Source organism: Corynebacterium sp. HMSC27B11 (genome assembly GCF_001815985.1).
GTDB lineage: Bacteria > Actinomycetota > Actinomycetes > Mycobacteriales > Mycobacteriaceae > Corynebacterium.
Map to the genome: position 1 here is coordinate 13,672 of NZ_KV823574.1, position 23,225 is coordinate 36,896.

At 66.2% G+C, this 23,225-nt stretch carries 25 protein-coding genes; 17 read left to right on the forward strand and 8 right to left on the reverse strand.

The window, feature by feature from the left end; all coding sequences use genetic code 11:
- Window positions 1-117 precede the first annotated feature (117 nt).
- The 4 genes from HMPREF3097_RS07835 (at window position 118) to HMPREF3097_RS07850 (ending at window position 5,399) form a co-directional block, all read left to right on the forward strand.
- Window positions 118-1,794, forward strand: coding sequence for a cell division protein PerM (locus tag HMPREF3097_RS07835; RefSeq protein WP_246821335.1), 1,677 nt, complete (start codon window positions 118-120; stop codon window positions 1,792-1,794).
- The gene (purN, locus tag HMPREF3097_RS07840; protein WP_070761798.1) at window positions 1,794-2,444 is read left to right on the forward strand and encodes a phosphoribosylglycinamide formyltransferase; all 651 of its coding nucleotides are present in this window, start codon (window positions 1,794-1,796) and stop codon (window positions 2,442-2,444) included. The genes HMPREF3097_RS07835 and purN overlap by 1 nt, the downstream gene beginning before the upstream one ends.
- The gene (gene purH, locus HMPREF3097_RS07845) at window positions 2,437-4,050 is read left to right on the forward strand and encodes a bifunctional phosphoribosylaminoimidazolecarboxamide formyltransferase/IMP cyclohydrolase (protein ID WP_070761799.1); all 1,614 of its coding nucleotides are present in this window, start codon (window positions 2,437-2,439) and stop codon (window positions 4,048-4,050) included. The genes purN and purH overlap by 8 nt, the downstream gene beginning before the upstream one ends.
- Window positions 4,051-4,205: 155 nt before the next feature.
- On the forward strand, window positions 4,206-5,399 hold the full coding sequence (locus HMPREF3097_RS07850) for an acetyl-CoA C-acetyltransferase (protein ID WP_070761800.1): 1,194 nt from the start codon (window positions 4,206-4,208) through the stop codon (window positions 5,397-5,399).
- Between the two features lie 67 nt (window positions 5,400-5,466).
- On the opposite strand, the gene HMPREF3097_RS07855 is transcribed toward HMPREF3097_RS07850, so the two are convergent.
- Window positions 5,467-6,441: an AEC family transporter gene (locus tag HMPREF3097_RS07855; RefSeq protein ID WP_083317985.1), complete on the reverse strand. Its 975-nt coding sequence runs from the start codon at window positions 6,439-6,441 to the stop codon at window positions 5,467-5,469.
- Window positions 6,442-6,578: 137 nt separating this feature from the next.
- Window positions 6,579-7,346: an RDD family protein gene (locus tag HMPREF3097_RS07860; protein WP_070761802.1), complete on the reverse strand. Its 768-nt coding sequence runs from the start codon at window positions 7,344-7,346 to the stop codon at window positions 6,579-6,581.
- A 261-nt stretch (window positions 7,347-7,607) separates the two neighbouring features.
- Here HMPREF3097_RS07860 and HMPREF3097_RS07865 point away from each other — a divergent pair, with 261 nt between their 5' ends.
- Window positions 7,608-9,101 (forward strand): DUF1846 domain-containing protein, encoded by a 1,494-nt coding sequence (locus HMPREF3097_RS07865; protein ID WP_070761803.1) that lies wholly within the window; start codon window positions 7,608-7,610, stop codon window positions 9,099-9,101.
- 147 nt (window positions 9,102-9,248) lie between these two features.
- Here the strand turns inward: HMPREF3097_RS07865 and rpsR are convergent, their stop codons facing one another.
- From rpsR to rpmB, 4 genes are read right to left on the reverse strand one after another with little or no spacing between them, the layout of a single operon-like run.
- The gene (gene rpsR, locus HMPREF3097_RS07870; protein ID WP_012359791.1) at window positions 9,249-9,497 is read right to left on the reverse strand and encodes a 30S ribosomal protein S18; all 249 of its coding nucleotides are present in this window, start codon (window positions 9,495-9,497) and stop codon (window positions 9,249-9,251) included.
- A gap of 17 nt (window positions 9,498-9,514) precedes the next feature.
- The gene (gene rpsN / locus HMPREF3097_RS07875) at window positions 9,515-9,820 is read right to left on the reverse strand and encodes a 30S ribosomal protein S14 (RefSeq protein ID WP_012359792.1); all 306 of its coding nucleotides are present in this window, start codon (window positions 9,818-9,820) and stop codon (window positions 9,515-9,517) included.
- Between the two features lie 3 nt (window positions 9,821-9,823).
- Window positions 9,824-9,988: a 50S ribosomal protein L33 gene (rpmG, locus tag HMPREF3097_RS07880; protein WP_012359793.1), complete on the reverse strand. Its 165-nt coding sequence runs from the start codon at window positions 9,986-9,988 to the stop codon at window positions 9,824-9,826.
- Between the two features lie 2 nt (window positions 9,989-9,990).
- Window positions 9,991-10,227, reverse strand: coding sequence for a 50S ribosomal protein L28 (gene rpmB / locus HMPREF3097_RS07885; protein WP_012359794.1), 237 nt, complete (start codon window positions 10,225-10,227; stop codon window positions 9,991-9,993).
- Window positions 10,228-10,586: 359 nt separating this feature from the next.
- Here rpmB and HMPREF3097_RS07890 point away from each other — a divergent pair, with 359 nt between their 5' ends.
- The 6 genes from HMPREF3097_RS07890 to HMPREF3097_RS07915 all read left to right on the forward strand — a co-directional run bounded on the left by HMPREF3097_RS07890 (window position 10,587) and on the right by HMPREF3097_RS07915 (window position 15,875).
- Window positions 10,587-10,856, forward strand: coding sequence for a type B 50S ribosomal protein L31 (locus HMPREF3097_RS07890; protein WP_012359795.1), 270 nt, complete (start codon window positions 10,587-10,589; stop codon window positions 10,854-10,856).
- A gap of 22 nt (window positions 10,857-10,878) precedes the next feature.
- Window positions 10,879-11,046: a 50S ribosomal protein L32 gene (gene rpmF / locus HMPREF3097_RS07895; RefSeq protein WP_015381369.1), complete on the forward strand. Its 168-nt coding sequence runs from the start codon at window positions 10,879-10,881 to the stop codon at window positions 11,044-11,046.
- 198 nt (window positions 11,047-11,244) lie between these two features.
- On the forward strand, window positions 11,245-11,940 hold the full coding sequence (locus HMPREF3097_RS07900; protein WP_015381370.1) for a response regulator transcription factor: 696 nt from the start codon (window positions 11,245-11,247) through the stop codon (window positions 11,938-11,940).
- Window positions 11,937-13,526 carry a sensor histidine kinase gene (locus HMPREF3097_RS07905; protein WP_070761804.1) on the forward strand — a complete coding sequence of 530 codons (1,590 nt, stop codon included), beginning with the start codon at window positions 11,937-11,939 and terminating at the stop codon, window positions 13,524-13,526. The genes HMPREF3097_RS07900 and HMPREF3097_RS07905 overlap by 4 nt, the downstream gene beginning before the upstream one ends.
- A gap of 46 nt (window positions 13,527-13,572) precedes the next feature.
- Window positions 13,573-15,123, forward strand: a complete 1,551-nt coding sequence (locus tag HMPREF3097_RS07910) for a trypsin-like peptidase domain-containing protein (RefSeq protein ID WP_371260100.1) — start codon at window positions 13,573-13,575, stop codon at window positions 15,121-15,123.
- Between the two features lie 104 nt (window positions 15,124-15,227).
- Window positions 15,228-15,875, forward strand: a complete 648-nt coding sequence (locus HMPREF3097_RS07915; protein WP_070758653.1) for a MogA/MoaB family molybdenum cofactor biosynthesis protein — start codon at window positions 15,228-15,230, stop codon at window positions 15,873-15,875.
- Window positions 15,876-16,123: 248 nt separating this feature from the next.
- On the opposite strand, the gene mscL is transcribed toward HMPREF3097_RS07915, so the two are convergent.
- Window positions 16,124-16,588: a large conductance mechanosensitive channel protein MscL gene (gene mscL, locus HMPREF3097_RS07920; protein WP_070758652.1), complete on the reverse strand. Its 465-nt coding sequence runs from the start codon at window positions 16,586-16,588 to the stop codon at window positions 16,124-16,126.
- 45 nt (window positions 16,589-16,633) lie between these two features.
- Window positions 16,634-17,365, reverse strand: coding sequence for a 5-formyltetrahydrofolate cyclo-ligase (locus HMPREF3097_RS07925; protein WP_070761806.1), 732 nt, complete (start codon window positions 17,363-17,365; stop codon window positions 16,634-16,636).
- A gap of 130 nt (window positions 17,366-17,495) precedes the next feature.
- Here HMPREF3097_RS07925 and HMPREF3097_RS07930 point away from each other — a divergent pair, with 130 nt between their 5' ends.
- From HMPREF3097_RS07930 to HMPREF3097_RS07955, 6 genes are all read left to right on the forward strand, one after another.
- Window positions 17,496-18,383, forward strand: coding sequence for a UTP--glucose-1-phosphate uridylyltransferase (locus tag HMPREF3097_RS07930; protein ID WP_210398571.1), 888 nt, complete (start codon window positions 17,496-17,498; stop codon window positions 18,381-18,383).
- A 4-nt stretch (window positions 18,384-18,387) separates the two neighbouring features.
- Window positions 18,388-19,626 carry a molybdotransferase-like divisome protein Glp gene (gene glp / locus HMPREF3097_RS07935; RefSeq protein WP_070761808.1) on the forward strand — a complete coding sequence of 413 codons (1,239 nt, stop codon included), beginning with the start codon at window positions 18,388-18,390 and terminating at the stop codon, window positions 19,624-19,626.
- A 30-nt stretch (window positions 19,627-19,656) separates the two neighbouring features.
- On the forward strand, window positions 19,657-20,352 hold the full coding sequence (locus HMPREF3097_RS07940) for a GNAT family N-acetyltransferase (RefSeq protein ID WP_070761809.1): 696 nt from the start codon (window positions 19,657-19,659) through the stop codon (window positions 20,350-20,352).
- A 181-nt stretch (window positions 20,353-20,533) separates the two neighbouring features.
- Entirely contained in the window at window positions 20,534-21,868 is a 1,335-nt protein-coding gene (gene glpR / locus HMPREF3097_RS07945; RefSeq protein ID WP_070761810.1) for a divisome protein SepX/GlpR, read from the forward strand.
- Window positions 21,869-21,901: 33 nt separating this feature from the next.
- On the forward strand, window positions 21,902-22,324 hold the full coding sequence (locus HMPREF3097_RS07950) for a DoxX family protein (RefSeq protein ID WP_070761811.1): 423 nt from the start codon (window positions 21,902-21,904) through the stop codon (window positions 22,322-22,324).
- A gap of 79 nt (window positions 22,325-22,403) precedes the next feature.
- Complete coding sequence (locus HMPREF3097_RS07955) at window positions 22,404-23,219, forward strand: zf-HC2 domain-containing protein (protein WP_070761812.1); 816 nt, start codon at window positions 22,404-22,406, stop codon at window positions 23,217-23,219.
- Window positions 23,220-23,225: the final 6 nt, after the last annotated feature.

The window sequence follows — 23,225 nt, forward strand, 5'->3', positions numbered from 1 at the left end:
CCCTCGCCAGCTTCGACCAGCGCAGCAGCCATGCGAGGCTCACCCCGTGTTCGCCCGGAAACGCCGGAAAGCGCAGTGAATGTCACAGCGCGGTCAGGGGCAGGCACAATAGACACTGTGAGTAGACAAGCCGACAACCCCCGTTCCAGACCGCGCCGCAGTGCCGCCCGCCAGGCGGGACGCCGCCCGGCCGGCCCCCACCGGCGCCCACCGGCACGCCCGTCGTCTATTCAGGCCACCCCGGCCGGGCGCTCCCCGGCAGGCCACAGCTCCCAGGACCGCTTCCACCGCTCGGAACGCGGCGAGCGTACCGTCCCGCGCACTGGCCAGCGGCAGCAGCCGGGCAGGGGAGCGGGGCTGAAGCACCGTTGGGAGTTGTGGCGGCCCCACATCAAACGCTTCCTGCCCACCCTGCTGGCTAACCACGGGGTCACGATCGCGATCGCCCTGACCTTCGCGGTGATCGTGGGCATCGGCGCGACATTCTCGATGGTGCCCAGCGTCCTCGCCAGCGTCTGGATGGTGGCCAACGCCGCCCCGCTGAAAATGCAGGGCGTGGAGCTGGGCTTCGTCCCACTGCTTCCCGCGATCGCCGTGATCCTCGGGCATTCCCGCCGCATCACGAAGGCGCTGGGGGACAAGGTCAGCGTCCGGGGTTTAAGGGTCTTCGCCGCCCTCGGCATCGGCCTGCCTATGGTACTGACCTTCATCGCTTGGCTCATGCTCCTGGACGCCGGTCGCGTCTTCGACGTCCAGGCGCCCCACCTGGGGCGGGCCCTGCTAAACACCTTCCTTGTTAACGGTCTTGCCGTGGCCATCGGCATGCGGGGGCGCATCTGGCGGGCCCTGCTGCTGCGCCGCCATTGGCCGACCTGGCCCGTGGAATCCGTCCGCCTGGGCCGGAATTTCCTGGGCTGGATGTGCGTAGCCGGTCTGCTGGGCGTGGTGATCGCCCTAATCGGCAACTGGTCCGCCTTCCGCGCGGCCTACGAGATCGCGCCGGGCTTCTGGCCTGGCGTGGGCCTGACCCTCCTGGCCCTGCTCTACCTGCCGAATGTTGTGATCGGCGCGGCAGCCGTCCTGCTGGGTGGGGAGTACAACCTCGGCTTTGGCCTGTTCAGCCTCTTCAACATCACCAACGTCGAGCTGCCTCCGCTGCCGATCCTGGCGGCTGCGCCGAACGCGCCCATCCCGGGCGGGCCATTCCTGCTGGCGATTCCCGCGATCGTCGCCGTGGCCACCGTCTACCGCTTCGTGCGCCAGCGCAACTACGTGGAGTCCCCGGTATTCACTGGCCTGGGCGCAGGGGTCGCTGCCCTGGTGCTCGCCTTCATTGGCGCGTGGCTGGCGCGCGGCGTGCTGGGCACCGTCGGGACTACCGGGCCGCTGCCGTGGTTGGCCGCCGTCGAGGCGGGTGCCTGGTTGCTGCTGCCCGCCACCGTGTTGATGTGGTTCTTCGCCCGCGCCGGTGCCGCGGTCACCGAGGCGGTCCCGGCCGACGAGGTCGCTCCTGCCGAGGACAGTGAGCACGAAGACACCGAGCACGAGGAAGACGTCGCCGACTACGACGGCGAGGACGAAGACATCAACGATGACGGGGATGCTGTCGAAGACGACGTCGCCGAAGGCGAAGATGTAGAGGACGACGACGCCACCGCCGACGACGGGGACGAGACCCCCGGCGAAGACGACGCCGCCGACGTCGCAGAAGAAGACGAAGAAGGCGAAGAGCCCGACAACGCAGACCTCGACAACGAGGCCGACGGTGAAGTCGAGGAGAACGAGGAGAACTAATGAGCCAGAACTTCCACACCACACTGCCCGCGCCCCAGGGCCGGCCGCTGCGCATCGTCGCGCTGGCCTCCGGCTCCGGCACACTCGTCCAGGCCCTCATCGACAACCTGGACCCGGCAAAAGTCGAGCTGCTCGCCATCGGCGCGGACCGCGACTGCACCGCGCTCGAGCGCGCCGAGAAGGCAGGCCTGCCGAGCTTCAAGGTGGAGTACATCCCGAAGGTCACCGACCGCGAGCAGTGGAACCGCGACCTCATCGCTGCACTCGAAAGCTGGGACGCCGACCTCATCGTCTCCGCCGGGTTCATGCGCATCATCGGCGCCGACGTCGTGGACCGCTTCCCGGGCCGCATCATCAACACCCACCCCGCGCTGCTGCCCTCCTTCCCGGGCGCGCAGGCGGTCGTGGATGCCATCGAATACGGCGTGAAAGTCACCGGCTCGACCGTGCACGTGGTGGACGCCGGGGTTGATTCCGGCCCGATCGTGGCACAGGAAGCGGTAAACGTGCACCCAAGCGATAAAGTGGAGACGTTGCACGAAAAAATTAAGCACGTGGAGCGGCGTTTGATCGTGCAGGTCCTGCACGAGATCGCAGGAAACGGACTCACCATCGAGGGACGAAAGGCCCAGATCAGCAGCAATGACTGAACTTTCGAATTCTAAGAACCCAGCGCAGGCAACCGGCGAGCGCAAGCCCATCCGCCGCGCCCTGGTCAGCGTGTACGACAAGACCGGCCTGGAGGAGCTCGCGCAGGGCTTGCACGCCGCCGGGGTGGAGATCGTCTCCACCGGCTCGACCGCCAAGAAGATCGCTGATGCCGGCGTGCCCGTCATCGAGGTGGAGCAGCTCACCGGCTTCCCCGAGGTCCTCGAGGGCCGCGTGAAGACCCTGCACCCGCGCGTGCACTCCGGCATCCTCGCCGACACCCGCAAGCAGGACCACCTCGACCAGCTCAAGGAGCTGGAGATCGAGCCCTTCGAGCTGGTGGTCGTGAACCTCTACCCGTTCACCCAGACCGTCGCCTCCGGGGCTTCCTACGACGAGGTCATCGAGCAGATCGACATCGGCGGCCCGTCGATGGTGCGCGCCGCCGCGAAGAACCACGCCTCCGTCGGCGTGGTCGTGGACCCGAACAGCTACGACCAGGTCGTCGCTGCCGCGAAGGAGGGTGGCTTCACCCTGGCGCAGCGCACCGAGCTGGCCATGAAGGCCTTCCAGCACACCGCCTCCTACGACGTCGCGGTGGCCAGCTGGCTGACCGCCCAGGTCGGCGAGGACGACGAGCAGTTCCCGGCCTGGTCCGGCGCCTCCTACGAGAAGGCCCACGACCTGCGCTACGGCGAGAACCCGCACCAGAAGGCCGCGGTCTACACCGCGCCGGGCGAGGAGCCGGGCCTGGCACAGGCCGAGCAGTTCCACGGCAAGGAGATGTCCTACAACAACTACACGGACGCCGACGCCGCGTGGCGCGCCGCCTGGGACCACGAGCGCCCGGCCGTCGCCATCATCAAGCACGCCAACCCGTGTGGCATCGCCGTGTCCGAGGAGTCCATCGCCGCCGCCCACCGCGCCGCGCACGCCTGTGACCCGATGTCCGCCTTCGGCGGCGTCATCGCCGTCAACCGCCCAGTCAGCGTCGAGATGTCCAAGCAGGTCGCGGAGATCTTCACCGAGGTCATCGTCGCCCCGGATTACGAGGACGGCGCGATCGAGATCCTGAGCCAGAAGAAGAACATCCGCATCCTCAAGGCCGCCGCCCCGACCCGCGCCGCCATCGAGTCCCGCCCGATCTCCGGTGGGCTGCTGCTGCAGGAGCGCGACGTCATCGACGCCAACGGCGACGCCCCAGCCAACTGGACCCTGGCTGCCGGCGAGCCGGCCGACGAGGCCACCCTCGCCGAGCTGGAATTCGCATGGCGCTCCGTGCGCGCGGTGAAGTCCAACGCCATCCTGCTCGCCGCCGACGGTGCGACCGTGGGCGTGGGCATGGGCCAGGTCAACCGCGTGGACGCTGCGAAGCTTGCCGTCGAGCGAGCAAACACCCTGTCCGACGGTGCCGAGCGCGCTAAGGGCGCGGTCGCCGCGTCCGACGCCTTCTTCCCATTCGCTGATGGTTTCGAGGTGCTCGCCAACGCTGGCGTGCGCGCTGTCGTCCAGCCGGGTGGTTCCGTCCGCGACGCCGAGGTCATCGAGGCCGCCACGAAGGCCGGCGTGACGATGTACCTCACCGGGGAGCGCCACTTCTCGCACTAACAGCAAGAGTGTGAACGCTTAGTGAGGGGCCGAGCAGCAGAAACGCTGCCCGGCCTTTTTCTATCTCTCAGGACCCAGACGCGGTGGGGCCAACTATGAGATGATGATCACATCATAAATAGCTCGCCCAGCCGACAACGGGAGGTTTTCAACCCATGCCACTGAACCCGCAGCCACAGGACGTCGTCATCGTTGGTGCCGCCCGCACCCCGCAAGGCCGCCTGCTTGGCGCGCTGTCCCGCAAGACCGCCGTGGACCTCGGCGCCGCCACCATCTCCGCAGTGCTCGAGAGGTCCGGCGTGGGCACCGAGCCGGTGGACTACGTCCTCATGGGGCAGGTCGTGCAGGCCGCCGCCGGCCAGAACCCCGCGAAGCAGGCCGCCGTCGCCGCGGGCCTGGGGATGCACGTCCCGGCCATGACCGTCAACAAGGTTTGTCTCTCCGGCCTGGACGCCGTGATCAGCGCCGCACGCATGATCAAGGCCGGGGACGCCACCGTCGTCGTCGCCGGTGGTCAGGAGTCCATGTCCAACGCCCCGCACCTCGCCGCAGGTGTGCGCGCCGGCAAGGGCTTCGGGGGCCTGAAGCTGGACGATGCCCTCGAGCGCGACGGGCTGACCGACCCGGTCCAGGGTACCGCCATGGGCGTGGAGACCGACGAGAACGCCGAGGCAGCCGGCCTGAACCGCGAGGAACAGGACCGCATCGCCGCGCTGTCCCACCAGCGTGCCGAGCGCGCGATCGCCGAGGGCACCTTCGAGGATGAGATCGTCCCCATCGAGGTCGCCACCCGCAAGGAGACCATTACCGTCTCCCAGGACGAGGGCGTGCGCCCGGGCACCACCGAGGAGGGCCTGGCCAAGCTGCGCCCGGCGTTCCGCAAGGAGGGAACCATCACCGCCGGTTCCTCCTCCCAGATCTCCGACGGCGCGGCAGCCGTGGTGCTGACCACCCGCGAGAATGCCGAGGCCAAGGGCTGGAACATCCTGGCCACCGTCGGCGCGGCCGGGCAGACCGCGGGGCCGGATACCTCGCTGCTTTCTCAGCCCTCCCAGGCAGTGAATGCCGCCCTGGCCAAGGCCGGTTGGAATACCGGGGACCTGGACTTCCTGGAGATCAACGAGGCCTTCGGCGCGGTCGTCGCCCAGTCCCTCAAGGACCTGGACTACCCGCTGGAGAAGACCAACATCCACGGCGGTGGCATCTCGCTGGGCCACCCGATCGGCTGCTCCGGGGCCCGCGTCCTCGTGACCGCAGCCCACGAGCTCAACCGCCGCGGCAGCGGCAAGGCAGCCGTCTCCCTGTGCGGTGGTGGCGGCCAGGGCGATGCGCTGCTGATCTGGAAGTAACGCCTTCAGAGGGGCTGGGCTGGTATCGGCCAGCCCAGGGGAGGGGAGCCCGCCCAGCTAACCCAAGCTAGCCCAGGAAGAGCACGATCCCTGCCATGATCGGCAGGGAGATCGCCGTGGACACCACCCCGGTGTCCCGGGCCAGCACCTGCTGAGTCTGGAAGCGCTGCGCATAGGTGAACACGTTCTGCCCCGTCGGCAGCGCCCCCATCAGCACCATCGCCAGCAGCAGCTCCCCGCTCGCACCGAAGACCAGCATGCCGACCAAGAAGGCGAGCGTGGGGTGCAGCACCGTCTTCAACAGGGAAGCCACGAGCACCGACTTGCGCGGGCTGATCCCCGGCTGCAGCACCTTAACCTCGGCCATGGACATGCCGAAGACCACCAGCGCCACGGCGACCATGGACTGGGCGATCAGATCGATCGGGTCCGCGATCAGCGCCGGCAGTTCGAAGCCGAAGCGGGTGTTCATCCAGGCCAGGATCATGCCGGCAAAGGCCGAGATCAGCAGGGGAGACTTAAACAGCGCCGAGGCCACCGCCGGCGCCAGCCGGGGACGCGATGCGTCCGACTGCGCACCCGAGCCGCGTTCCTCGGCGATATCCAGCAACAGCACCGCGGTGGGGGCGTAGAGACCCACCTGGAAGAGGATCACCGGCAGCGTGAGCGTCGGGTCGTCCAGCAGATAGGTGGCCAGCGGGATGCCCAGGTTGGAGCCATTGCAGTAGCTGGCTGCGAGCATCCCGATGAGGGATTCCTTGGCGGTGCGGCGGGCGATCCAGTAGAAGAGCGCGAAGCTCGTGAATCCGGTCAGCAGACTGCTGATCGCCACCACCGCGAGGTTGGGGCCGAAGATCTGCCCGAGATCCGCATGGCTCATGAAACGCAGCAGGGTGGCGGGCAGTGCGATCCAGAACACGTACATGTTCAGCGGATAGAGAGCCTTGGGGCCCAGGAGCTGCGTGCGGCCAATGACGTAGCCGAGCCCGATGATGAGGACGACGACGCCGAAGCCGGTGAGCACATTGAGCATGGCTCCTATTGAACCACCCGCCCGCCCCGAGTCGACCTCGAGGGGTGGGGCCATCCACGGGGAGCTGGGTGAGCGGTCAGAAGGCGGGGCAGAAGAAAAACCCGCCGGGCTGCTGCCACGGCGGGGAGTCCGGAGGGGAGTGGGGCTTAGAGCGCCTTCACCACGTAGGCCTTGGCCCACTTATCCGTGTGGGACTGGTTGTACGGATCGCGGGAAATCCCCACGCCGTAGACAATCATGTAGATGAATCCGAGGAAGGGCAGGATGCTCAACAGCCCCTGGATGAGGTAGAAGCTATTGCGCTTCAGGGATTGGCCAAAACTAAGCTGCCCACCCTCGAAGTTCACCACTCGCTGGCCGGTGGCCAGCTTGCCCAGGGAGCCCTTCATGCCGCTGGACTCCATCGCCGCGCGGTAGACGAACCACAGCACGAAGGAGAGCAGTGAGGCGATCCCAACGCCCATCGGCATGTCGACATTGATGCCGTTGGCGGTGTTAAGGAACCAGTCGACGATCTCCTGCTGGGAGGACAGCATCAGGAAAATTGGTGCGCTGGCAACGTTGACCACGATTCCGTCGATGATGAGGCTCAGCAGGCGAATCCATGGGCCCGGACGAGACGGCGCCAGGGGAGCGGTGCCCACCGAGGCCTCGTAGTCCGGCATGCTGGGGAAACCACCGGCGGCAGCGGAGCGCTCATCGGCCATCGGCACGCCGTAGCTATCGGCCCCATAGCCCTGGCTGGCAGGGGAGTCGTTAAACGCGTCCCCCGCGTCGGGCTGGGTGTACCCGCTACCATAAGACCCGTCACCAGAAGCAGCCCCGTTGTATCCACTATTCGGCGTCGATCCGCCGTAGCCACCGTTATCCGGGGTTCCTCCGTGATAGGGATTGTTGTCATAGGGGTTCGTCATCACAGGGCCTTTCGCTCATCGTTTAGCCCCCGCGTCGGTGTGTGCGTGAAGGGCATTGTCCACGAATATAGTTACCCACTATCCAGGCTGCACGGCTGCACCCCTCGGAAGTGCACGGGGGAGCCCCTAAGGAAACGCGAGAAGTTTACGCCCGCGTTCGCCCGGGTCTAGAGTGAAAAGGCGTAAAACAGCCACGCAACGGTGCTCCGCGGGCCGGTGCGCCCAGCGCTGCTAAGGCTTTGAAAGGAACAAGCTACGCCCATGACCCACCGAATCGGTTTCGACCGCGAGAAGTACATCCAGCTCCAGTCCGAGCACATCAACGAGCGGCGCGAGCGGATCGGTGGGAAGCTCTACCTCGAAATGGGCGGCAAACTCTTCGACGATTATCACGCCTCCCGCGTCTTGCCCGGCTTCACGCCAGATAACAAGATCGCGATGCTGGAGAACATCAAGGAAGACGTCGAGATCGTCGTCTGCCTCAACGCCCGCGATCTGGAGCGTGGCAAGGTCCGCGCCGACCTCTCCATCCCCTACGAGGAGGACGCCCTCCGCCTCGTTGACGTCTTCCGCGACCGCGGTTTCCTGGTCAACAACGTGGTGCTGACCCAGCTGGAAGACAGCAACCACATGGCCGTCGCCTTCGCCGAGCGCCTGGAACGCCTCGGCCTGAACGTCGCCCGCCACCGGGTAATCCCCGGCTACCCGACGAACACGGAGCTCGTGGTCTCCGACGGCGGCTTCGGCCTTAACGACTACGTGGAAACCTCCCGCGACCTCGTCGTCGTCACCGCACCCGGGCCAGGGTCCGGCAAGCTTGCCACCTGCCTCTCGCAGGTCTACCACGAGTTCCGCCGCGGGATCCCCGCCGGCTACGCGAAGTTCGAGACCTTCCCGATCTGGAACCTCCCGCTGGAGCACCCGGTCAACCTCGCCTACGAGGCAGCAACCGCGGACCTGGACGACATCAACGTCATCGACCCCTTCCACCTGCAGGCTTATGGCACGCAGGCGACCAGCTACAACCGCGACGTCGAGGTCTTCCCACTGCTGAAAACCCTGCTGGAGAAGCTCTACGGGCACTCGCCGTACCAGTCGCCGACGGACATGGGCGTGAACATGGTGGGCAAGTGCATTTCAGACGACGAGCTGTGCCGCGAGGCCGCGAAGCAGGAGACCGTGCGCCGCTACTACAAGGCGCTCGTCGAGGAGCGCCGGGAGGATACGGACGATACCGTCTCCTCGCGCGTGGCGATCGTCATGAGCAAGGTCGGTGCGAGCATCAAGGACCGCCGCGTCGTGGCCGCCGCCAATGAGGTGGAGGAGCGCACCGGCCAGCCGGGCAGCGCCCTGGAGCTAGCGGATGGCACGATTATCACCGGCAAGACCAGCGAGCTGCTGGGCTGCTCCGCGGCGATGCTGCTCAATGCGCTGAAGCACCTCGCGGGCCTGGACGACGAGATCCACCTGCTCTCGCCGAAGTCCATCGAGCCGATCCAGACACTCAAGGTCGACCACCTGGGCTCCCAGAACCCGCGCCTGCACACCGACGAGGTGCTCATCGCCCTCTCCGTGTCCGCCGCCGAATCCGAGGACGCCCGGGCCGCGCTGAAGCAGCTGAAGAACCTCGCGGGCTGCGACGTCCACACCACCACGATCCTGGGCTCGGTGGACGAGGGCATCTTCCGCAACCTCGGAGTGCTGGTGACCTCCGAGCCGAAGTACTGGCGCAAGGCCCTCTACCGCAAGCGCTAAGCACTAGCTGATGTTGATGCCGGAAGTGCCCTCCGGGCCCTTCCTTTGCGTTCCTGACCCAATAGCATAGTCAGCGAAAAGAAGACCCGCCCTGGCATAAAGCCTGGGCGGGTCTTCTTTGTCTACGTAACGTCTACCTGCCGGTTCTTAACGGCTGTTGAAAGGCAGGAGAGCCATCTCGCGGGCATTCTTGATCGCGGTAGCAACCTCACGCTGCTGCTGCGGGGTCAGGCCCGTGACGCGGCGAGAGCGGATCTTGCCACGGTCGGAGATGAACTTACGCAGGAGAGCGTAGTTCTTGTAGTCAACCTGCTCGATGCCTTCGGCCTTGAGCGGGTTCTTCTTGGGGCGGCGGGACTGCTCCATCCGCGCCCGCTTCATGTTGTTGCGCTTCATTTAAAGAGCCTCCCTAATTACCAGCTGGACTTACGAACGCCCGGCAGCTCACCGCGGTGAGCCATCTCGCGGACGCGGACACGGGACAGGCCGAACTTGCGGAGGTAGCCACGTGGGCGACCGTCGGCGGCGTCACGGTTGCGGACGCGAACAGGGGAGGCGTCGCGCGGCTGACGGTTCAGCTCGAACTGTGCCTCGATGCGATCCTCGTCGCTGGTGTTTGGGTTCTTGATGATCTTCTTGAGCTCAGCGCGACGCTCCGCATAGCGGGCGACGATTTCCTTGCGCTGCTCGTTCTTCGCGATCATGGACTTCTTAGCCATAAATTATCGCTCCTCGCGGAATTCGACGTGCTTGCGGGCAACCGGGTCGTACTTCTTCAGAGTGATGCGATCCGGGTTGTTGCGCTTGTTCTTACGGGTGACATAGGTGTAACCGGTGCCAGCCGTGGACTTGAGCTTGATGATTGGACGAATATCGTTACGAGCCATTTTTAGATCTTCTCCCCACGAGCGCGAATCTTGGCAACGACGGACTCGATGCCATCACGGTCAATGGTCTTCAGGCCCTTCGGAGAGACCGTCAACGTGATCGTGCGGCCCTCAGAAGGCAGGTAGAACTTGCGACGCTGAACATTCGGGTTCCAGCGGCGGCTCGTGTGTCGGTGAGAGTGGGAAACCTGCTTGCCGAAACCCGGCTTGCGGCCCGTCACCTGGCAATATGCCGACATGGGTTTTCTCCTTCCACCATGCACAACACAACGAAAAATGCAGGCTCCCCGGTGGGTAGACAGTCCGCTAGGAAGCGCGAAATACGCTGTATGCACGGTGATGACGTTTACATAGACAACAGCAGAGGACGATTATACAGCTCAGGTGGAAAAGCGCCTAATCTTGTCCAGTCGGGACTGGTGCTTGTGTGGCGCCCGGTCAATTATGTCCACCGGTCGAAATGCGATAGACTTTTGCGGTCGTACGTGCTGCCATCGTGGCATCTCGAACGTGAAGACAATGTTTCGCCCCGACTCGGGCACGACCCGCGCTGTCATGTGTGGGACCGACCCGATGTGATCAACCTAAGGGAAGAAGTATGAAGAAGGATATCCACCCGGATTACCACCCAGTGGTATTCAAGGATTCTGCTACCGGTAAGCAGTTCCTGACCCGCTCCACCGCCACCTCTGACCGCACGGTCGAGTGGGAGGATGGCAACGAGTACCCGCTGATCGTCGTCGACATCACCAGCGAGTCCCACCCGTTCTGGACCGGCGCACAGCGCGTCATGGACACCGCAGGTCGCGTCGAGAAGTTCCAGCGCCGCTACGGTGGCATGGCTCGCCGCAAGAAGAAGACCCAGTAAGGCTCGAGGAGGGTAGAAGAAAATGGCAGTACCAAAGTTTAAGAAGTCCCGCGCCAATACCCGCGCCCGCCGTTCCCAGTGGAAGGCGGATAACGTCGATCTTCAGACTCAGAAGATCAACGGCCAGGAGGTGCAGATCCCTCGCCGCCTGGTGAAGGCTGCTCAGCTCGGCCTGATCGACCTGGACTAGTCCCGGTCAGCCGGTTTTACCGGCCCAATGCCCGCACCTGGATCGCAGGTCGCGGGCATTTTTTCTGCCGCCGCACAACCGGGGAAGTACCTAAAACTTGCGTTCGAGATGTAGAAGAATCCTAACCTGCGGGTGCAAGCAACCTAAACAGGTGCTGAGCTTTAACACAAACCCGCGCCGAGAGGGCACAATAGCTATATGAAGATTCTCGTTGTGGACGATGACCCGGCTGTACGTGAGTCGCTGCGCCGTTCCCTGATTTTCAATGGGTACGCCGTCGTGCTCGCCGCGGACGGGGAGGAAGCGCTGGATAAAGTTCAGTCCGAGCGTCCCGACATGGCGATCCTCGACGTCATGATGCCGAAGCTCGACGGGCTCGAAGTGTGCCGCGAGCTGCGTTCCCAGGGCGATGACATCCCAATCCTCCTGCTCACGGCCCGCGACTCCGTCTCGGAGCGCGTCGCCGGGCTGGATGCCGGCGCGGACGACTACCTCACCAAGCCCTTTGCGCTCGAGGAGCTTCTGGCTCGCACCCGCTCCCTCGTCCGTCGCGCCGCACGCCCGGCGGCGGTGGACACCCAGCAGACCGAGATCCTGAAGTTCGAGGACCTCGAACTAGATCCCGCGACCCGCGACGTCACGCGCGGCAGCCGCCAGATCAGCCTGACCCGCACCGAGTTCGCGCTGCTGGAGCTGCTGCTGCGAAACCCCCGCAAGGTGCTCTCTCGCACGACGATCCTCGAGGACGTGTGGGGCTATGACTTCCCGACCTCCGGCAATGCCCTGGAGGTCTACATCGGCTACCTGCGTCGCAAGACCGAGGCCGACGGCGAGCCACGCCTGATCCAGACGGTTCGCGGCGTGGGCTACGTCCTGCGCGAGACTGCCCCATGAGTTTGAGGCGGCTCTCCCCGGAACCCCGGGGTCGTGCCTCCCGCTCGGCGACGGGGGAGCGCACCGCGGGCGAGAATGTCGACCACGGCATGCTCCTCGAACCGGAACGTGCCGCCGAGCTGACCAAACGCCCCCGGTGGCGCCGCTTTTTGGACGGCACGCTGGGCAGCATCAAACAGCGGTTGACCATCCTGGCCTCCCTGGTCATCATCTTCTCGATCGCCACCGTTACCTTCGCGGCCTACGCCACGGTGTCCAAGATTTTGTGGCGCACCAGCGATAGCCTGCTGCGCTCCCAGGCGCAGAGCATCATCGAGATGCCACCCGAGAAGATCCCAGGTGGTGTTCAGGAGGAGAATTACGAGCCGGCCTTCGAGCGCATCTCGAACACCCTAAGTTTTATTGTCGTGCCCGAGACCTATACCGGAATCGCCGCGCCCGTCGCGAAGTTCGAACCCGTCCTGGAGGACGCCGAGATCTCGGTCATCCGGGGCGAGCACCCACATTCTTACCGCTCCGATGGCGACGACCGTTACTTTGCAGTCGCCGCACCCGACGGCCGCGTCGTCGTCCTCGTTTCTGACGCCTCGTCGACGCAGCGGGCCTTGGATTCGCTGGCGCTCATCCTGACCATGATCGGTATCTGCGGGGCGCTCGGCGCGATCGTGCTGGTCACCGCCGTGGTGAGCACGGGACTGCGACCCATCGACCGCCTCCGGCGGGCCACGGACCGAGTGACGGAGACGGATGAGCTTCGTCAGCTCGTTGTTTTCTCCAATGACGAGGTCGGCACCCTCACCCAGTCCTTCAACAACATGATGCTGGCCCTGCAGACCTCCCGAGAAAAGCAGAAGGAGCTCGTGGCAGATGCCTCCCACGAGTTGAAGACGCCGCTGACCTCCCTGCGGACCAATATCGAGCTGTTGCTGCTCGCGACGCGCGAGGACTCCCCGGGTATTTCGGAGGCGGACCGCCGGGAGATCGAACGTGATGTGCTCAGCCAGTTGGACGAGATGAGTGCCCTGATTAAGGACCTGGTGGACCTCGCCCGTGAGGATGGTCCCGTCCTCAGCGACCAGGAGGTTGACCTCAACGACTGCATTCGCGTTGGTGTGGCGAAGGTGCAGCGGCGCCGCCCGGACGTCATTTTTGAGATCCACGCCGAACCCTGGGTCGCCCAGGGTGATCCGCTCAGCCTGAAACGCGCGCTGCTAAACCTGCTGGACAACGCAGCTAAATGGTCTCCGCAGGGCGGCACCGTGCGAGTGTGGATGCAACCCATCCCACCGGCGGCCTCGGGTCTTCCTGCCGGGGCGCAGGGCGGTGAGGGATACGAGGAGGCTGTGGAAATTCGAGTCGCAGACTCGGGGCCGGGTATCCCAACCAATGACCGGGCAAAGGTCTTCGATCGCTTCTACCGCTCGATCAGTTCTCGCTCGATGCCGGGTTCTGGCCTGGGGCTTTCCATCGTGAAGCAGGCTGTGGTGAATCACGGCGGGGCGATCATCGCTGATGAATCTGACGACGGTGGTGCGCTGATGCGGGTTGTGTTGCCCGCCCGCCGTGGAACTCCCAGCGAAAAATAGGGCTGCGTCCCAGTATTTTTTAGAAGGGAAGTGGAGGATGGTTCCTATGGATAAAAATGGTGAGAATCTGAATAGCGGTAACGGTGTCGGCGGCAATGGCGCCAGCGGTGGCGGGGGAGAGCATTATCCGCAGGCGTCGGACTTTGGGCCATTCGGGCACAATGGCAACACCCGCCGCGGCGAGGCTGGGGCGCAGTACGGCCCCGGGGGCTGGGCGGGCGAGGCACAGGACAGTCAGCGTGCCCAGTGGGGCCAGTCGCACACCGGCTATACCCAGACCCACCAGACCCAGCCGCGCCAGGTTCAGACTCACCAGGGCGCGCAAGTTCCGCACCAGGAGCAGCCGCATCAGGCCCAGACTCACCAGGCCCAGGCCCGCCAGGGCGCGCAGGTTCCACAGCACCCGCAGGCGCTGCCGCACGAACCGGGCTACCCGCCCCAGGCAGGGCCAGGCGAGCCGGGCGAGGGCCCGCTGAACACGCCGCCGAAGGAGAAGAAGCGCTGGTCCACCGGTGCGGTCGCGGCCCTCATGGTGGGTGCGGTGGTTCTCGCCTCCGGCACGACCTTCGCCCTGACCTCCATGCAGGGAACCAACAGCACCCGCTCCGTGAACACCCTCGACTCTGCGCCTACCGGCAACGAAGACACCAGCAGCAGCCGACTGGAGGAGTCCGGGACCATCGCCCAGGTCGCGGATAAGGTCACCCGCTCGGTGGTGCAGATCCAAGTGCAGACCGCCCGTGGCGGGGAGGAGGGGTCCGGATCCATCTTCACCAACGACGGGATGATCCTCACCAATAACCACGTCGTCGGTGCCGCCGCCAAGGGTGGTGCGAAAATGCAGGTGATCACCGCCGATGGTCGCGTGCTGCCAGCTAAGTTCATCGCCGCTGACCCGCAGACCGATATCGCTGTCATCAAGGCGGAAGGCGCCGATAACCTGCAGCCCATGGCGATGGGGGACTCCAACGCCATCAACGTCGGCGAGACGGTCGCCGCGATCGGCTCCCCGCTGGGCCTGAACTCCACCGTGACCTCCGGCATCGTCTCCGCCAAAGACCGTCCCGTCCAGGCAGCCGGCGAGGACGGCGGCGAGGGCTCCCTCATCGACGCCATCCAGACCGACGCCGCCATCAATCCCGGAAACTCCGGCGGCGCGCTCGTGAACCTCAAGGGCGAGCTCGTGGGCATCCCCACCGTCATCGCGACCCTGGGTGGAGGGGGTACCTCCGGCTCCATCGGCCTGGGGTTTGCCATCCCGTCCAACCAGGCGGTGCGCATCGCCAAGCAGCTGATCGATAACGGCAAGGCCACCCACCCGATGATCGGCGCGCAGATCAACACCGCCAGCCGCTACGTGGGAGCCGAGGTCATGGAAGTTAGCCCCGGCAGCCCCGCAGAAAAGGCTGGTTTGAAGAAGGGGGACGTGGTGCGCAAGGTCGACGACCGACTCATCGACACCGGCGTGGGGCTCATCGCCGCCATCCGTTCCCACGAAGTCGGGGACACCGTGAAGCTCACCGTCCTGCCTGGGGGACGTGGACCGGAAAAGCAGCTCGACGTCAACCTCGGCACCGAGGCCGAAACCCAGGAGTAGACACGCACGGGGGAGGGGTGAAAATAAAACCTCATTAGGGGTTTTAAAAATCCTCTCCCGCGTTAAAGTTAAAGCGACCCACCTGCCGTGAAGGAGTAAAAGCGTTGACGCTAAACCGGAATGAAGCCCACGAGCTCGGTGTCCGAAACCCGATCGTGGACGACATCGACCACAGTCAGCTAGACCGGCTGGACGCCGCCATTCCGGAGCCAGACGATAGCTTCCTCCATAGCCTTGACCAGAGCCTCGATGCGCAGGCCGCCGCCAAGCGCGCAGCCGCCGAGGCCGTGCCCACCCGCCACGCGCTTGTCGTGCTGATCGGGGAGGACCGCGCTGGCCAGGGCGGCAGTGGCGAGCTCGTTGCTGAACTGCTCGCAGAGGACCGCTTCATCGTCGATGCGGTTGTCAACGTCGCCGAGCGCAAGAGCGAGATCCGCCACGCCATCGAAACCGGTGTGGTGGGCGGCGCAGACCTCGTCATCACCATCGGCGGTACCGGCTTCGGTCCCCGTGACCGCGCCCCCGAGGCCACCCGCAAGCTGTTGGACCGTCGTATCCCGGGCATCGCGGAGGCGATCCGCAGCTCCGGGCTGGCCGCCAATAACAAGGATGCCGCCCTCTCCCGTGGCCTCGCCGGCATCTCCGGATCCACCGTGGTCGTCAACATCGCCGGCAGCCGAGGCGCAATCCGCGACGGCATGGCCACGCTCGGTCCGCTGGTCAACCACGTGCTCGACGAGCTCGGCGTCTAAATGGTCCGCCGCGCACCACGCGGGCTCGCCAGCCTCGCTAAGGCCCGCAGCGCCCGGAACGCCGCCGGGCGGGTGAAAGATCCCAAGGCCGCGGGGCGGGGCGTCGATAAAGAAAAGAACCCGGCCGAGCACGGCGGGTTCGATAAAGAGTTCTGGATAGAACAACGCCCGCCCCACTGGGGGCGGGCGAAGAACTAGTTCGACGAGCGTCGAGCTGGAATACGGCTGAGCGAATTGCTCAGCGGGACTTACTCAGCGTGACGGCCGGTCGGGTCGTCGTCGTTAGCGACGGACGGGTCGACCTTCTTGGTGGAGACACCGTTCTGCTGCTGCAGCAGGTCGCGGATCTCGGCCAGCAGCTCGGTCTCGGTTGCAGCTGCCTCCTCGGTGGAGATGCCCTTGCGGCGAGCGTTCATCTCGGCCAGCTTGTTCATCGGCATGATGAGGATGAAGTAGACCACGGCCGCGATGATCAGGAAGTTGATCGCAGCGGTGATGACGGCGCCGAAGTCAATGAAGGTGGCCGGGTTGCCCTCGCGGATGTGGAAGCCGAGGCCGAACTCCGGGGAGCCGCCCAGCGCAGCGATCAGCGGGTTGACGATCTTGTCAGTGAAAGCGGTGACGATAGCGGTGAACGCGGAACCGACAACGACGGCCACTGCGAGCTCAACCACGTTGCCGCGCATCAGGAATTCCTTGAATCCAGACAGCATGAAAAATCCCCTTCTTAAAGGTATAAAAGACTGAATTTATTATACCTATGAGCTGGGAAAATGATAGACCCCGTTCGGGGTGATTCCGGTGGCGACCGTGAGGTCGTGCGGGGCTGCGGGAACGCAAACACGCAGCTCCGGGTCGTCCACCACGGCCCAGATTGCTTGCAACCGGGGTGCAGGGAACGGTGTGCCGACCCCCGGGATCGTGACCGGATTCACAGCCGGAGCCACGGTGGGGGCGGCGTTGGCGTTTGATACCTCCACATTCTCGGACGGATGCGAGGCATCGCCCGCCACGAAGTCGGCGAGCGTGCGGTCGTAGAATCCGCCACCCTGGCCCAGCCGGGTGCCGTCAGAGCCCAGGGCGAGGGCGGGAAGGACGGCGACGTCCGCGTTATCGACCAGTTCTCCTAGGTTTTCGCCCGTGGGCTCCAGGATCCCCATCGAGTTCGCCACCAGGCCCGCCGCGCCAGTGAATGTCCGCCATTCCAACCGGCGTGGGTGGTGCTTAACGACCGGCAGGATCACCTCATAGCCCGCATCCCGCAGGGCTTGCGGCAGGTCTGCGCCTCCGGGCTCGCCCGGCAGCGCGCTGAACGCGGCCACTACCGGCCGGGAGCCGGGGAACCGCTGTTCCAGAGCTGCCACCAGATGGTGTTGGATGGCGCGGTCGCGCTGGGCGCGCTCCGCTGCCGGAACCTGCTTGCGGGTGTATCGGATTTCGGCGCGCAGGTCAGCCTTCGCAGCGCGGGTTTCTTCGGGGTTGTGGGGCATGGTCTCCTTCGCTGCTTTTTGCTCTCTATTCGGGTGGGGTAGCGGTGGGGGAATTCTCAACGGATCTTTTCCGGCCCGCACCGGGTGTAAGTCCAGCATTTTGGCCTAGTTGGGCGGTACGATGCACCTCATGACTTCCAATGAGCTTCGCACAGTTGTGGTCCCCGCCGCAGGACTGGGGACGCGCTTCCTGCCTGCGACGAAGACGGTGCCCAAGGAATTGCTCCCCGTGGTCGACACTCCCGGGATCGAGCTTATCGCCAAGGAGGCCGCCCAGGCTGGTGCTGAGCGCCTGGCGATCATCACCGCCCCGAAGAAGCAGGGCATCATGGCCCACTTCCGCACTGATGCTGAACTCGAGGCCACCCTCGAAGCTCGCGGTAAGGAGGACCAGCTCGCGAAGGTTCGCGCCACCGACGGCCTGATCGACGTGGCCGCCATCGAGCAGCCGGAGCCGCTCGGCCTTGGTCATGCCATCGGCCTGGCCGAATCTCACCTCGCTGAGGACGAGGAGTGCTTCGCCGTCATGCTGCCGGATGACCTCGTCCTGCCCTACGGGATCATGGAGACCATGCTGGAGGTGCGCCAGCGCTATGGTGGCTCCGTCCTGTGCGCAGTCGAGGTGCCGGAGGAGGACGTCTCCAAGTACGGTGTCTTCGATATCGCCGCCGACTCCGATGACCCGCAGGTCAAGAAGGTCAACGGCATGGTCGAGAAGCCGGACCTCGAAGACGCCCCGTCGAACTTCGCGGCCACCGGCCGCTACCTGCTGGACCGGCAGGTCTTCGAGGCCCTGTCCCGCACCAAGCCGGGCAAGGGCGGGGAAATCCAGATCACCGATGCCATCGAGCTGATGATCTCCGAGGGGCACCCGGTGCACATCGTCGTCCACCAGGGCAAGCGTCACGACCTCGGCAACCCGGGCGGCTACATCCGCGCGTGCGTGGACATGGCCCTCGAGGATGAGACCTACGGGGAGTCCCTGAAGCAGTGGCTCGAGCAGCGACTCGGGGAGTAGCCCCATGCGCAGCGTTGAGGAACAGCTAGCGATCATCTCCGCGGCGGCGGTCACGCCCGAGCCGGTGCGCATCTCCATCTCGGAGGCGCTCGGTCTGCGCTGCGCGGAGCAGATCGAGGGGGACCGGGCGGTACCCGGGTTCAACCAGGCCGCCATCGACGGCTACGCGGTGCGCGCCGTGGACGTCCGCGAGCCCGCCGACGGCGAGCTGCCCACCCTCCCGGTCGTCGGTGAGGTCACCGCAGGTTCGAGCCGTCCCGTTCGGCTGCAGCCGCGCCAGACCGTGCGCGTCCACGCCGGGGCGCCGATCCCGACGCTCGCCGATGCTGTTCTTCCGCTTGACTGGGTGGAGGTCGACGGCCGCCACGTGGAACCGCTACGCACCGTCAACTCGGGGGAGTTCGTCCACCGCCTCGGTTCCGACGTCCAGCCGGGCGACGTCGTCGTCGAGCAGGGCGCAGTGCTCGGCGCGGCCCAGGTGGGCTTGCTCGCAGCCATCGGCCGCTCCAAGGTGCTGGTCTACCCACGCCCGCGACTGAGCGTGCTCGCCTTCGGCCCCGAGCTCGTCGACATCGACCGCGACCCGGGCCTGGGGCAGGTCCACGACGCCAACTCCTACGCCCTAGCTGCCGCCGCCAAGGAGGCAGGCGCTGAAGCGCACCGCATGGGAATCCTCGCGGGCGAGCCCCGCCGCATCAAGGAGGTTCTCGAAGCCCAGTTGATGCGCAGCGAGGTGCTCGTCATCACCGGCGCGATCGGTGGGGAAGGCAGCGACCAGCTGCGCGAGATCCTGGGCGAGCTTGGGCCGATGGAAACCACCCGCATTGCGATGCACCCGGGCTCCATCCTTGGCTTCGGCACCCTCGGCTCCGACCAGGTGCCGACCTTCCTGCTGCCGGCCAACCCCTCCGCCGCGCTCGTGGCCTTCGAAGTGCTGGTCCGCCCGCTGATCCAGATCATCCGCGGCCAGCGTCAGGCCACCCGCAGGGTGGTTCGGGCCCGCACCATCGCCGCGATCGACTCGGCGCCGCGCCGCCGCGGCTTCATCCGCGGCCAGCTGATGCGCGACCGGGAGACCCGCGAGTTTCTCGTGGACCCGCTCGGCGCGGTCGGCGGCGGGGAACCGACCCACCTGCTGGGCAGCTATGGCCAGGCCAACTGCCTGATCACCGTGCCTGCGGAAGAGACGAACGTCGCGCCGGGGCAGTTCGTCGACGTCCTCTTCCTGACCAACCGCTCCTAGCCGCGGGGAACTCACCGGGGAGCGGCGGACGTGGAGCTCGATAGGCGCCTGGCCAGGGGCAACGGGGCGCGGTGGCGGGTGCCTACCGTGTGGTTGCCGCAGGCGCGCCAGCGGCCGGGCGCTGTTGCTGACTCTGCCGCGGAGTTGCCGGTGCGCCTGCGGGAGCTCCGCCGCTCCGACGGTGCGGCCTGGCGCGCCTTCCGCATCGCCGATGAACACCTCCTGCGCCCCGTCGAGCCGACCGTGGCCACCTCCTGGGAGGAGGCGCACTCGCCGAAAATGTGGCGCCAGACCTACCGGGGGCTCAAGGTCGCGGAGCGTCAAGGGGTAGCGATGTCGCTGGCGGTCGAGGTAGCCGGCGAGTTCGCGGGCCAGCTCACGCTTGGCAACATGCAATACGGCACGATCGGTAATTGCTGGATCGGCTACTGGGTGTATTCCCGCTGGCAGGGTCGTGGGGTGGCCACCGCCGCCGTCGCCTTGGGCACCGACCTGGCGATGCTGGGGCTCGGCCTGCACCGGGTCGAGGCCACCGTCATGGAGGACAACCCCGCCTCCCGCCGCGTGCTGGAGAACACCGGGTACCGGGTCGAGGGGCGGCTGCAGCGCAACCTACACATCGACGGGCAGTGGACGGACCACCTGCTGGTCGCCCAGACAGTCGAGGAGCTCGGCCCCGGAATCACCCATCGGCTCGCGAACCAGGGACGTTTTCGGGTCGATTAGGCCCGAGGCGAAACTTCCGCGTTTTGGCTCGCCGCGCGGCGTGGCAGGAAGCGAAGCGCCCAGGTTGCCGATACCTTGGAAGGTATTGCTGCTGGCCTTGCCGCCATCCTCCGGCAGGGCTAGTTCACCCGCTGGGTACACCCCAGAGGTCCAAACCGCTGTCTAGCTTTTAGGAGCATAAGTGTCCGGCTCCCTTCTGTTGATCCTCGCAGTATGGCTGCTGCTGATGGCGCCGCTGTTGCTGCGCAAGCAGTCCCCGGTGCGCCGCACGTCACGGGGCATGTCCGAGACCCGAATTCTGCACGAAGGCGGTGCCAAGCGTTCCCGCCGTCCGCGTCGTCTGCTGCCCGCTGAGGGGCACTACATGTCCTCGGATGAGGACGTGGACGCGGACATCGGTTTCGTCGAGGCGGAACCGGAGTACGTCCTTTTCGATGAGGACGTCGACGCCCGCGACGAGGAGCGTTCCAGCGAACATGCCGACATTGCCGACGGCGTGGAGACGGTGGACGCAGAGGTCGACGAGGACCACGCCGACGTCGCTGAGGATGCCGCGGACGAGACCGCCAACCTGGAGACCCTGGAGGGCGAGCTCGTCGACGCCGACGCCGAGGGCCTGGAGGGCGAGGAGCACGTGGCGGACGCCCAGCGCCGCACCGTCCCGGCCGAAGCGCCGACCATGAGCACCGAGTCCGTCACCGTCGACGCAGAGCTGGCCGACGACGCAGCAGACACGATGGCTCACGAAGACGAGAGTCACGAGGACGCCGGTGCGGACACGCCGGCGACCCTGCGCGTGGCCGAGGCTGAGCAGGCGGACAGCGCGGACGCGGACACCGAGGATGCACAGGAAGAGCAGCCCGCGCTGCGTAACATCCCGACCGCCTACTTCCGCGGCGGGGACCTGCACGTGGACGCAGGAGTTTGCGAGGAGGACGAGGCTGCTGAGGCCGAGTCGCCGCTGGCAGAGGCCGAGGAGGAGAGCTTCGAGCTGTCCGAGGAGGACATGGAGTTCATCGCCTCCCGCCGAGGCCGCGGAGTCTACGACCCGGTCGCATCCCAGCAGCTCTACAACCGCCGCCTGCAGCGCCGCAAGCAGGTGCTCGGCGTGCTCGCCGGCCTGACCGCGATCGCGCTGATCGCTAGCCTCATCGTCGGCGGCAAGCTGTGGATCGCCTTCCTCGTCACCGCAGCGCTGACCGGCGTGTACCTGTTCAACCTGCGCCGCCAGGCGATCGAGGAGGCCAAGCTGCGCCGTCGCCGTCTCGCACGGATGCGCCGCGCCCGTCTGGGTGTGCGCAACCTGGAGGACGCCGAGCTGGGCGTCCCGGACCGGCTGCTGCGGCCGGGCGCGATCGTCGTCGAAACGGACGAAGCAGATCCGGAGCTGGAGAACCTGGCCTACGCCAACGGTGGGGACTTCTTCGACGACGGCTTCGACGACTACCCGGGCGAGGACGCGGACCTGGGCTACTGGGACGGCCCAAACGACCGCACCCACATCCGCGCGGTCTAACGCGTACGCGCAGAACACGGCGGATAGTTAACGATGCTGGAACACCCGGTCGCCCGCGACGGCGCCTTGCTGCTGATCCGCGCCGTGCTGGGCACCATCTTTATCGCCCACGGCTGGCAGAAACTCTTCATCCAAAAGCTTGGGGGAGACTCCGGGGTGATCGCGGACTTCTCCCACCAGGGGATCCCGCAGCCCGAGCTCTCCGCCTGGCTGGCCACCGGGCTGGAACTCATTGCGGGAGCGCTTCTGGTTGTGGGGCTACTGGCGCCGCTGATGGCTGGCCTGCTGATCCTGCACATGATCGCCGCGATGTACCTGGTGCACTGGTCCCAGGGGCTCTTCGCCGCCGATAACGGCATCGAGCTGCCACTGGTGCTGTGCGCGGGGCTGCTGGCGATCGTGGTCTTCGGATCCGGGCGGGCCAGCCTGGACCGGGCATTCTCCCGTTTCGGGTGAGCCGTCTGGTGAGCGGGGTGGAAGGGGCCACCGCCGCCTCTGCTTGGCAGCGCGCGGCTTTTAGGGGAGCATAAGGTCTGTGGAATGCGCAGAAGTTCGGGCAGCGCTCTCGGCGCGGCTAGACGGCGAGGACGCCGCAGTGCCGGGAGAGATCGTGGACGCCCACGTGGCCCAGTGTGAGGAGTGCCAGGCGTGGTACGCGCAGGTGACCGCGATCGGGCGCGACCTACGTCTGCGGGTTAACCCGCCCGCGCCGACCCAGGGGGCTGGTGCGGATCTCGCGGCCAAGGTGCTGCAGGTGGCCGAGGAGCTCCCCGAGGTTGGTGGCGACATTCGTCGGCGGCAGCTGCCGTTGCTGGGGGCCCGCATCGCGCTGGCGGTGCTCGCGGTCGTCTATTTCCTCTGGGCGATCCTCCTGTTTGCTGGCTCGACCGCGGGTACCGCGGATCCCGCGCAGCTCTACGAGGCCATCCGGCCGGGGGAGGGGCCGCAGGCGGGGGCCGCGGACCCGGAGCTCGCGAAATACATGATTGATGCGGCCATCAGCCGCTTCGCCCTCGGCGCGGGCCTGGCCTGGGCGTCCTGGGCGCCACGCGCTGCCGGCGGGCTGCTGCCGATCTACCTGGGGATGTGGGCCTTCGGCGGAGGCTTCGCGACCCGCGACATCATCATGGGGCTGGCGGGTGGCACCGGGGTGGACGCGGAGCTCATCGGCAGCCTCGCCATTCACCTCGCCGCGGTGATCGCGCTGGTGACCTGCTGGCTCTCCCGGCACCATACGATCCAGCCGCTGCGCGATTCCTGGCACGTGCTCTCAGCCAAGCCGATGAACTTTTCCGCGGTGGATGCCGAGGAGCATTCTCGCTACTATCCCGGCGATCACCGCCGCAGCTAGCCGACC

Excerpts from the sequence above, each read along its gene's own strand:
- purN (WP_070761798.1), top strand. The coding sequence starts at position 1,794 with ATGAGCCAGAACTTCCACACCACACTGCCCGCGCCCCAGGGCCGGCCG.
- purH (WP_070761799.1), top strand. The coding sequence starts at position 2,437 with ATGACTGAACTTTCGAATTCTAAGAACCCAGCGCAGGCAACCGGCGAG.
- HMPREF3097_RS07850 (WP_070761800.1), top strand. The coding sequence starts at position 4,206 with ATGCCACTGAACCCGCAGCCACAGGACGTCGTCATCGTTGGTGCCGCC.
- HMPREF3097_RS07860 (WP_070761802.1), bottom strand. The coding sequence starts at position 7,346 with ATGACGAACCCCTATGACAACAATCCCTATCACGGAGGAACCCCGGAT.
- HMPREF3097_RS07865 (WP_070761803.1), top strand. The coding sequence starts at position 7,608 with ATGACCCACCGAATCGGTTTCGACCGCGAGAAGTACATCCAGCTCCAG.
- rpsR (WP_012359791.1), bottom strand. The coding sequence starts at position 9,497 with ATGAAGCGCAACAACATGAAGCGGGCGCGGATGGAGCAGTCCCGCCGC.
- rpsN (WP_012359792.1), bottom strand. The coding sequence starts at position 9,820 with ATGGCTAAGAAGTCCATGATCGCGAAGAACGAGCAGCGCAAGGAAATC.
- rpmG (WP_012359793.1), bottom strand. The coding sequence starts at position 9,988 with ATGGCTCGTAACGATATTCGTCCAATCATCAAGCTCAAGTCCACGGCT.
- rpmB (WP_012359794.1), bottom strand. The coding sequence starts at position 10,227 with ATGTCGGCATATTGCCAGGTGACGGGCCGCAAGCCGGGTTTCGGCAAG.
- HMPREF3097_RS07890 (WP_012359795.1), top strand. The coding sequence starts at position 10,587 with ATGAAGAAGGATATCCACCCGGATTACCACCCAGTGGTATTCAAGGAT.
- rpmF (WP_015381369.1), top strand. The coding sequence starts at position 10,879 with ATGGCAGTACCAAAGTTTAAGAAGTCCCGCGCCAATACCCGCGCCCGC.
- HMPREF3097_RS07900 (WP_015381370.1), top strand. The coding sequence starts at position 11,245 with ATGAAGATTCTCGTTGTGGACGATGACCCGGCTGTACGTGAGTCGCTG.
- HMPREF3097_RS07905 (WP_070761804.1), top strand. The coding sequence starts at position 11,937 with ATGAGTTTGAGGCGGCTCTCCCCGGAACCCCGGGGTCGTGCCTCCCGC.
- HMPREF3097_RS07910 (WP_371260100.1), top strand. The coding sequence starts at position 13,573 with ATGGATAAAAATGGTGAGAATCTGAATAGCGGTAACGGTGTCGGCGGC.
- mscL (WP_070758652.1), bottom strand. The coding sequence starts at position 16,588 with ATGCTGTCTGGATTCAAGGAATTCCTGATGCGCGGCAACGTGGTTGAG.
- HMPREF3097_RS07925 (WP_070761806.1), bottom strand. The coding sequence starts at position 17,365 with ATGCCCCACAACCCCGAAGAAACCCGCGCTGCGAAGGCTGACCTGCGC.
- HMPREF3097_RS07930 (WP_210398571.1), top strand. The coding sequence starts at position 17,496 with ATGACTTCCAATGAGCTTCGCACAGTTGTGGTCCCCGCCGCAGGACTG.
- glp (WP_070761808.1), top strand. The coding sequence starts at position 18,388 with ATGCGCAGCGTTGAGGAACAGCTAGCGATCATCTCCGCGGCGGCGGTC.
- HMPREF3097_RS07950 (WP_070761811.1), top strand. The coding sequence starts at position 21,902 with ATGCTGGAACACCCGGTCGCCCGCGACGGCGCCTTGCTGCTGATCCGC.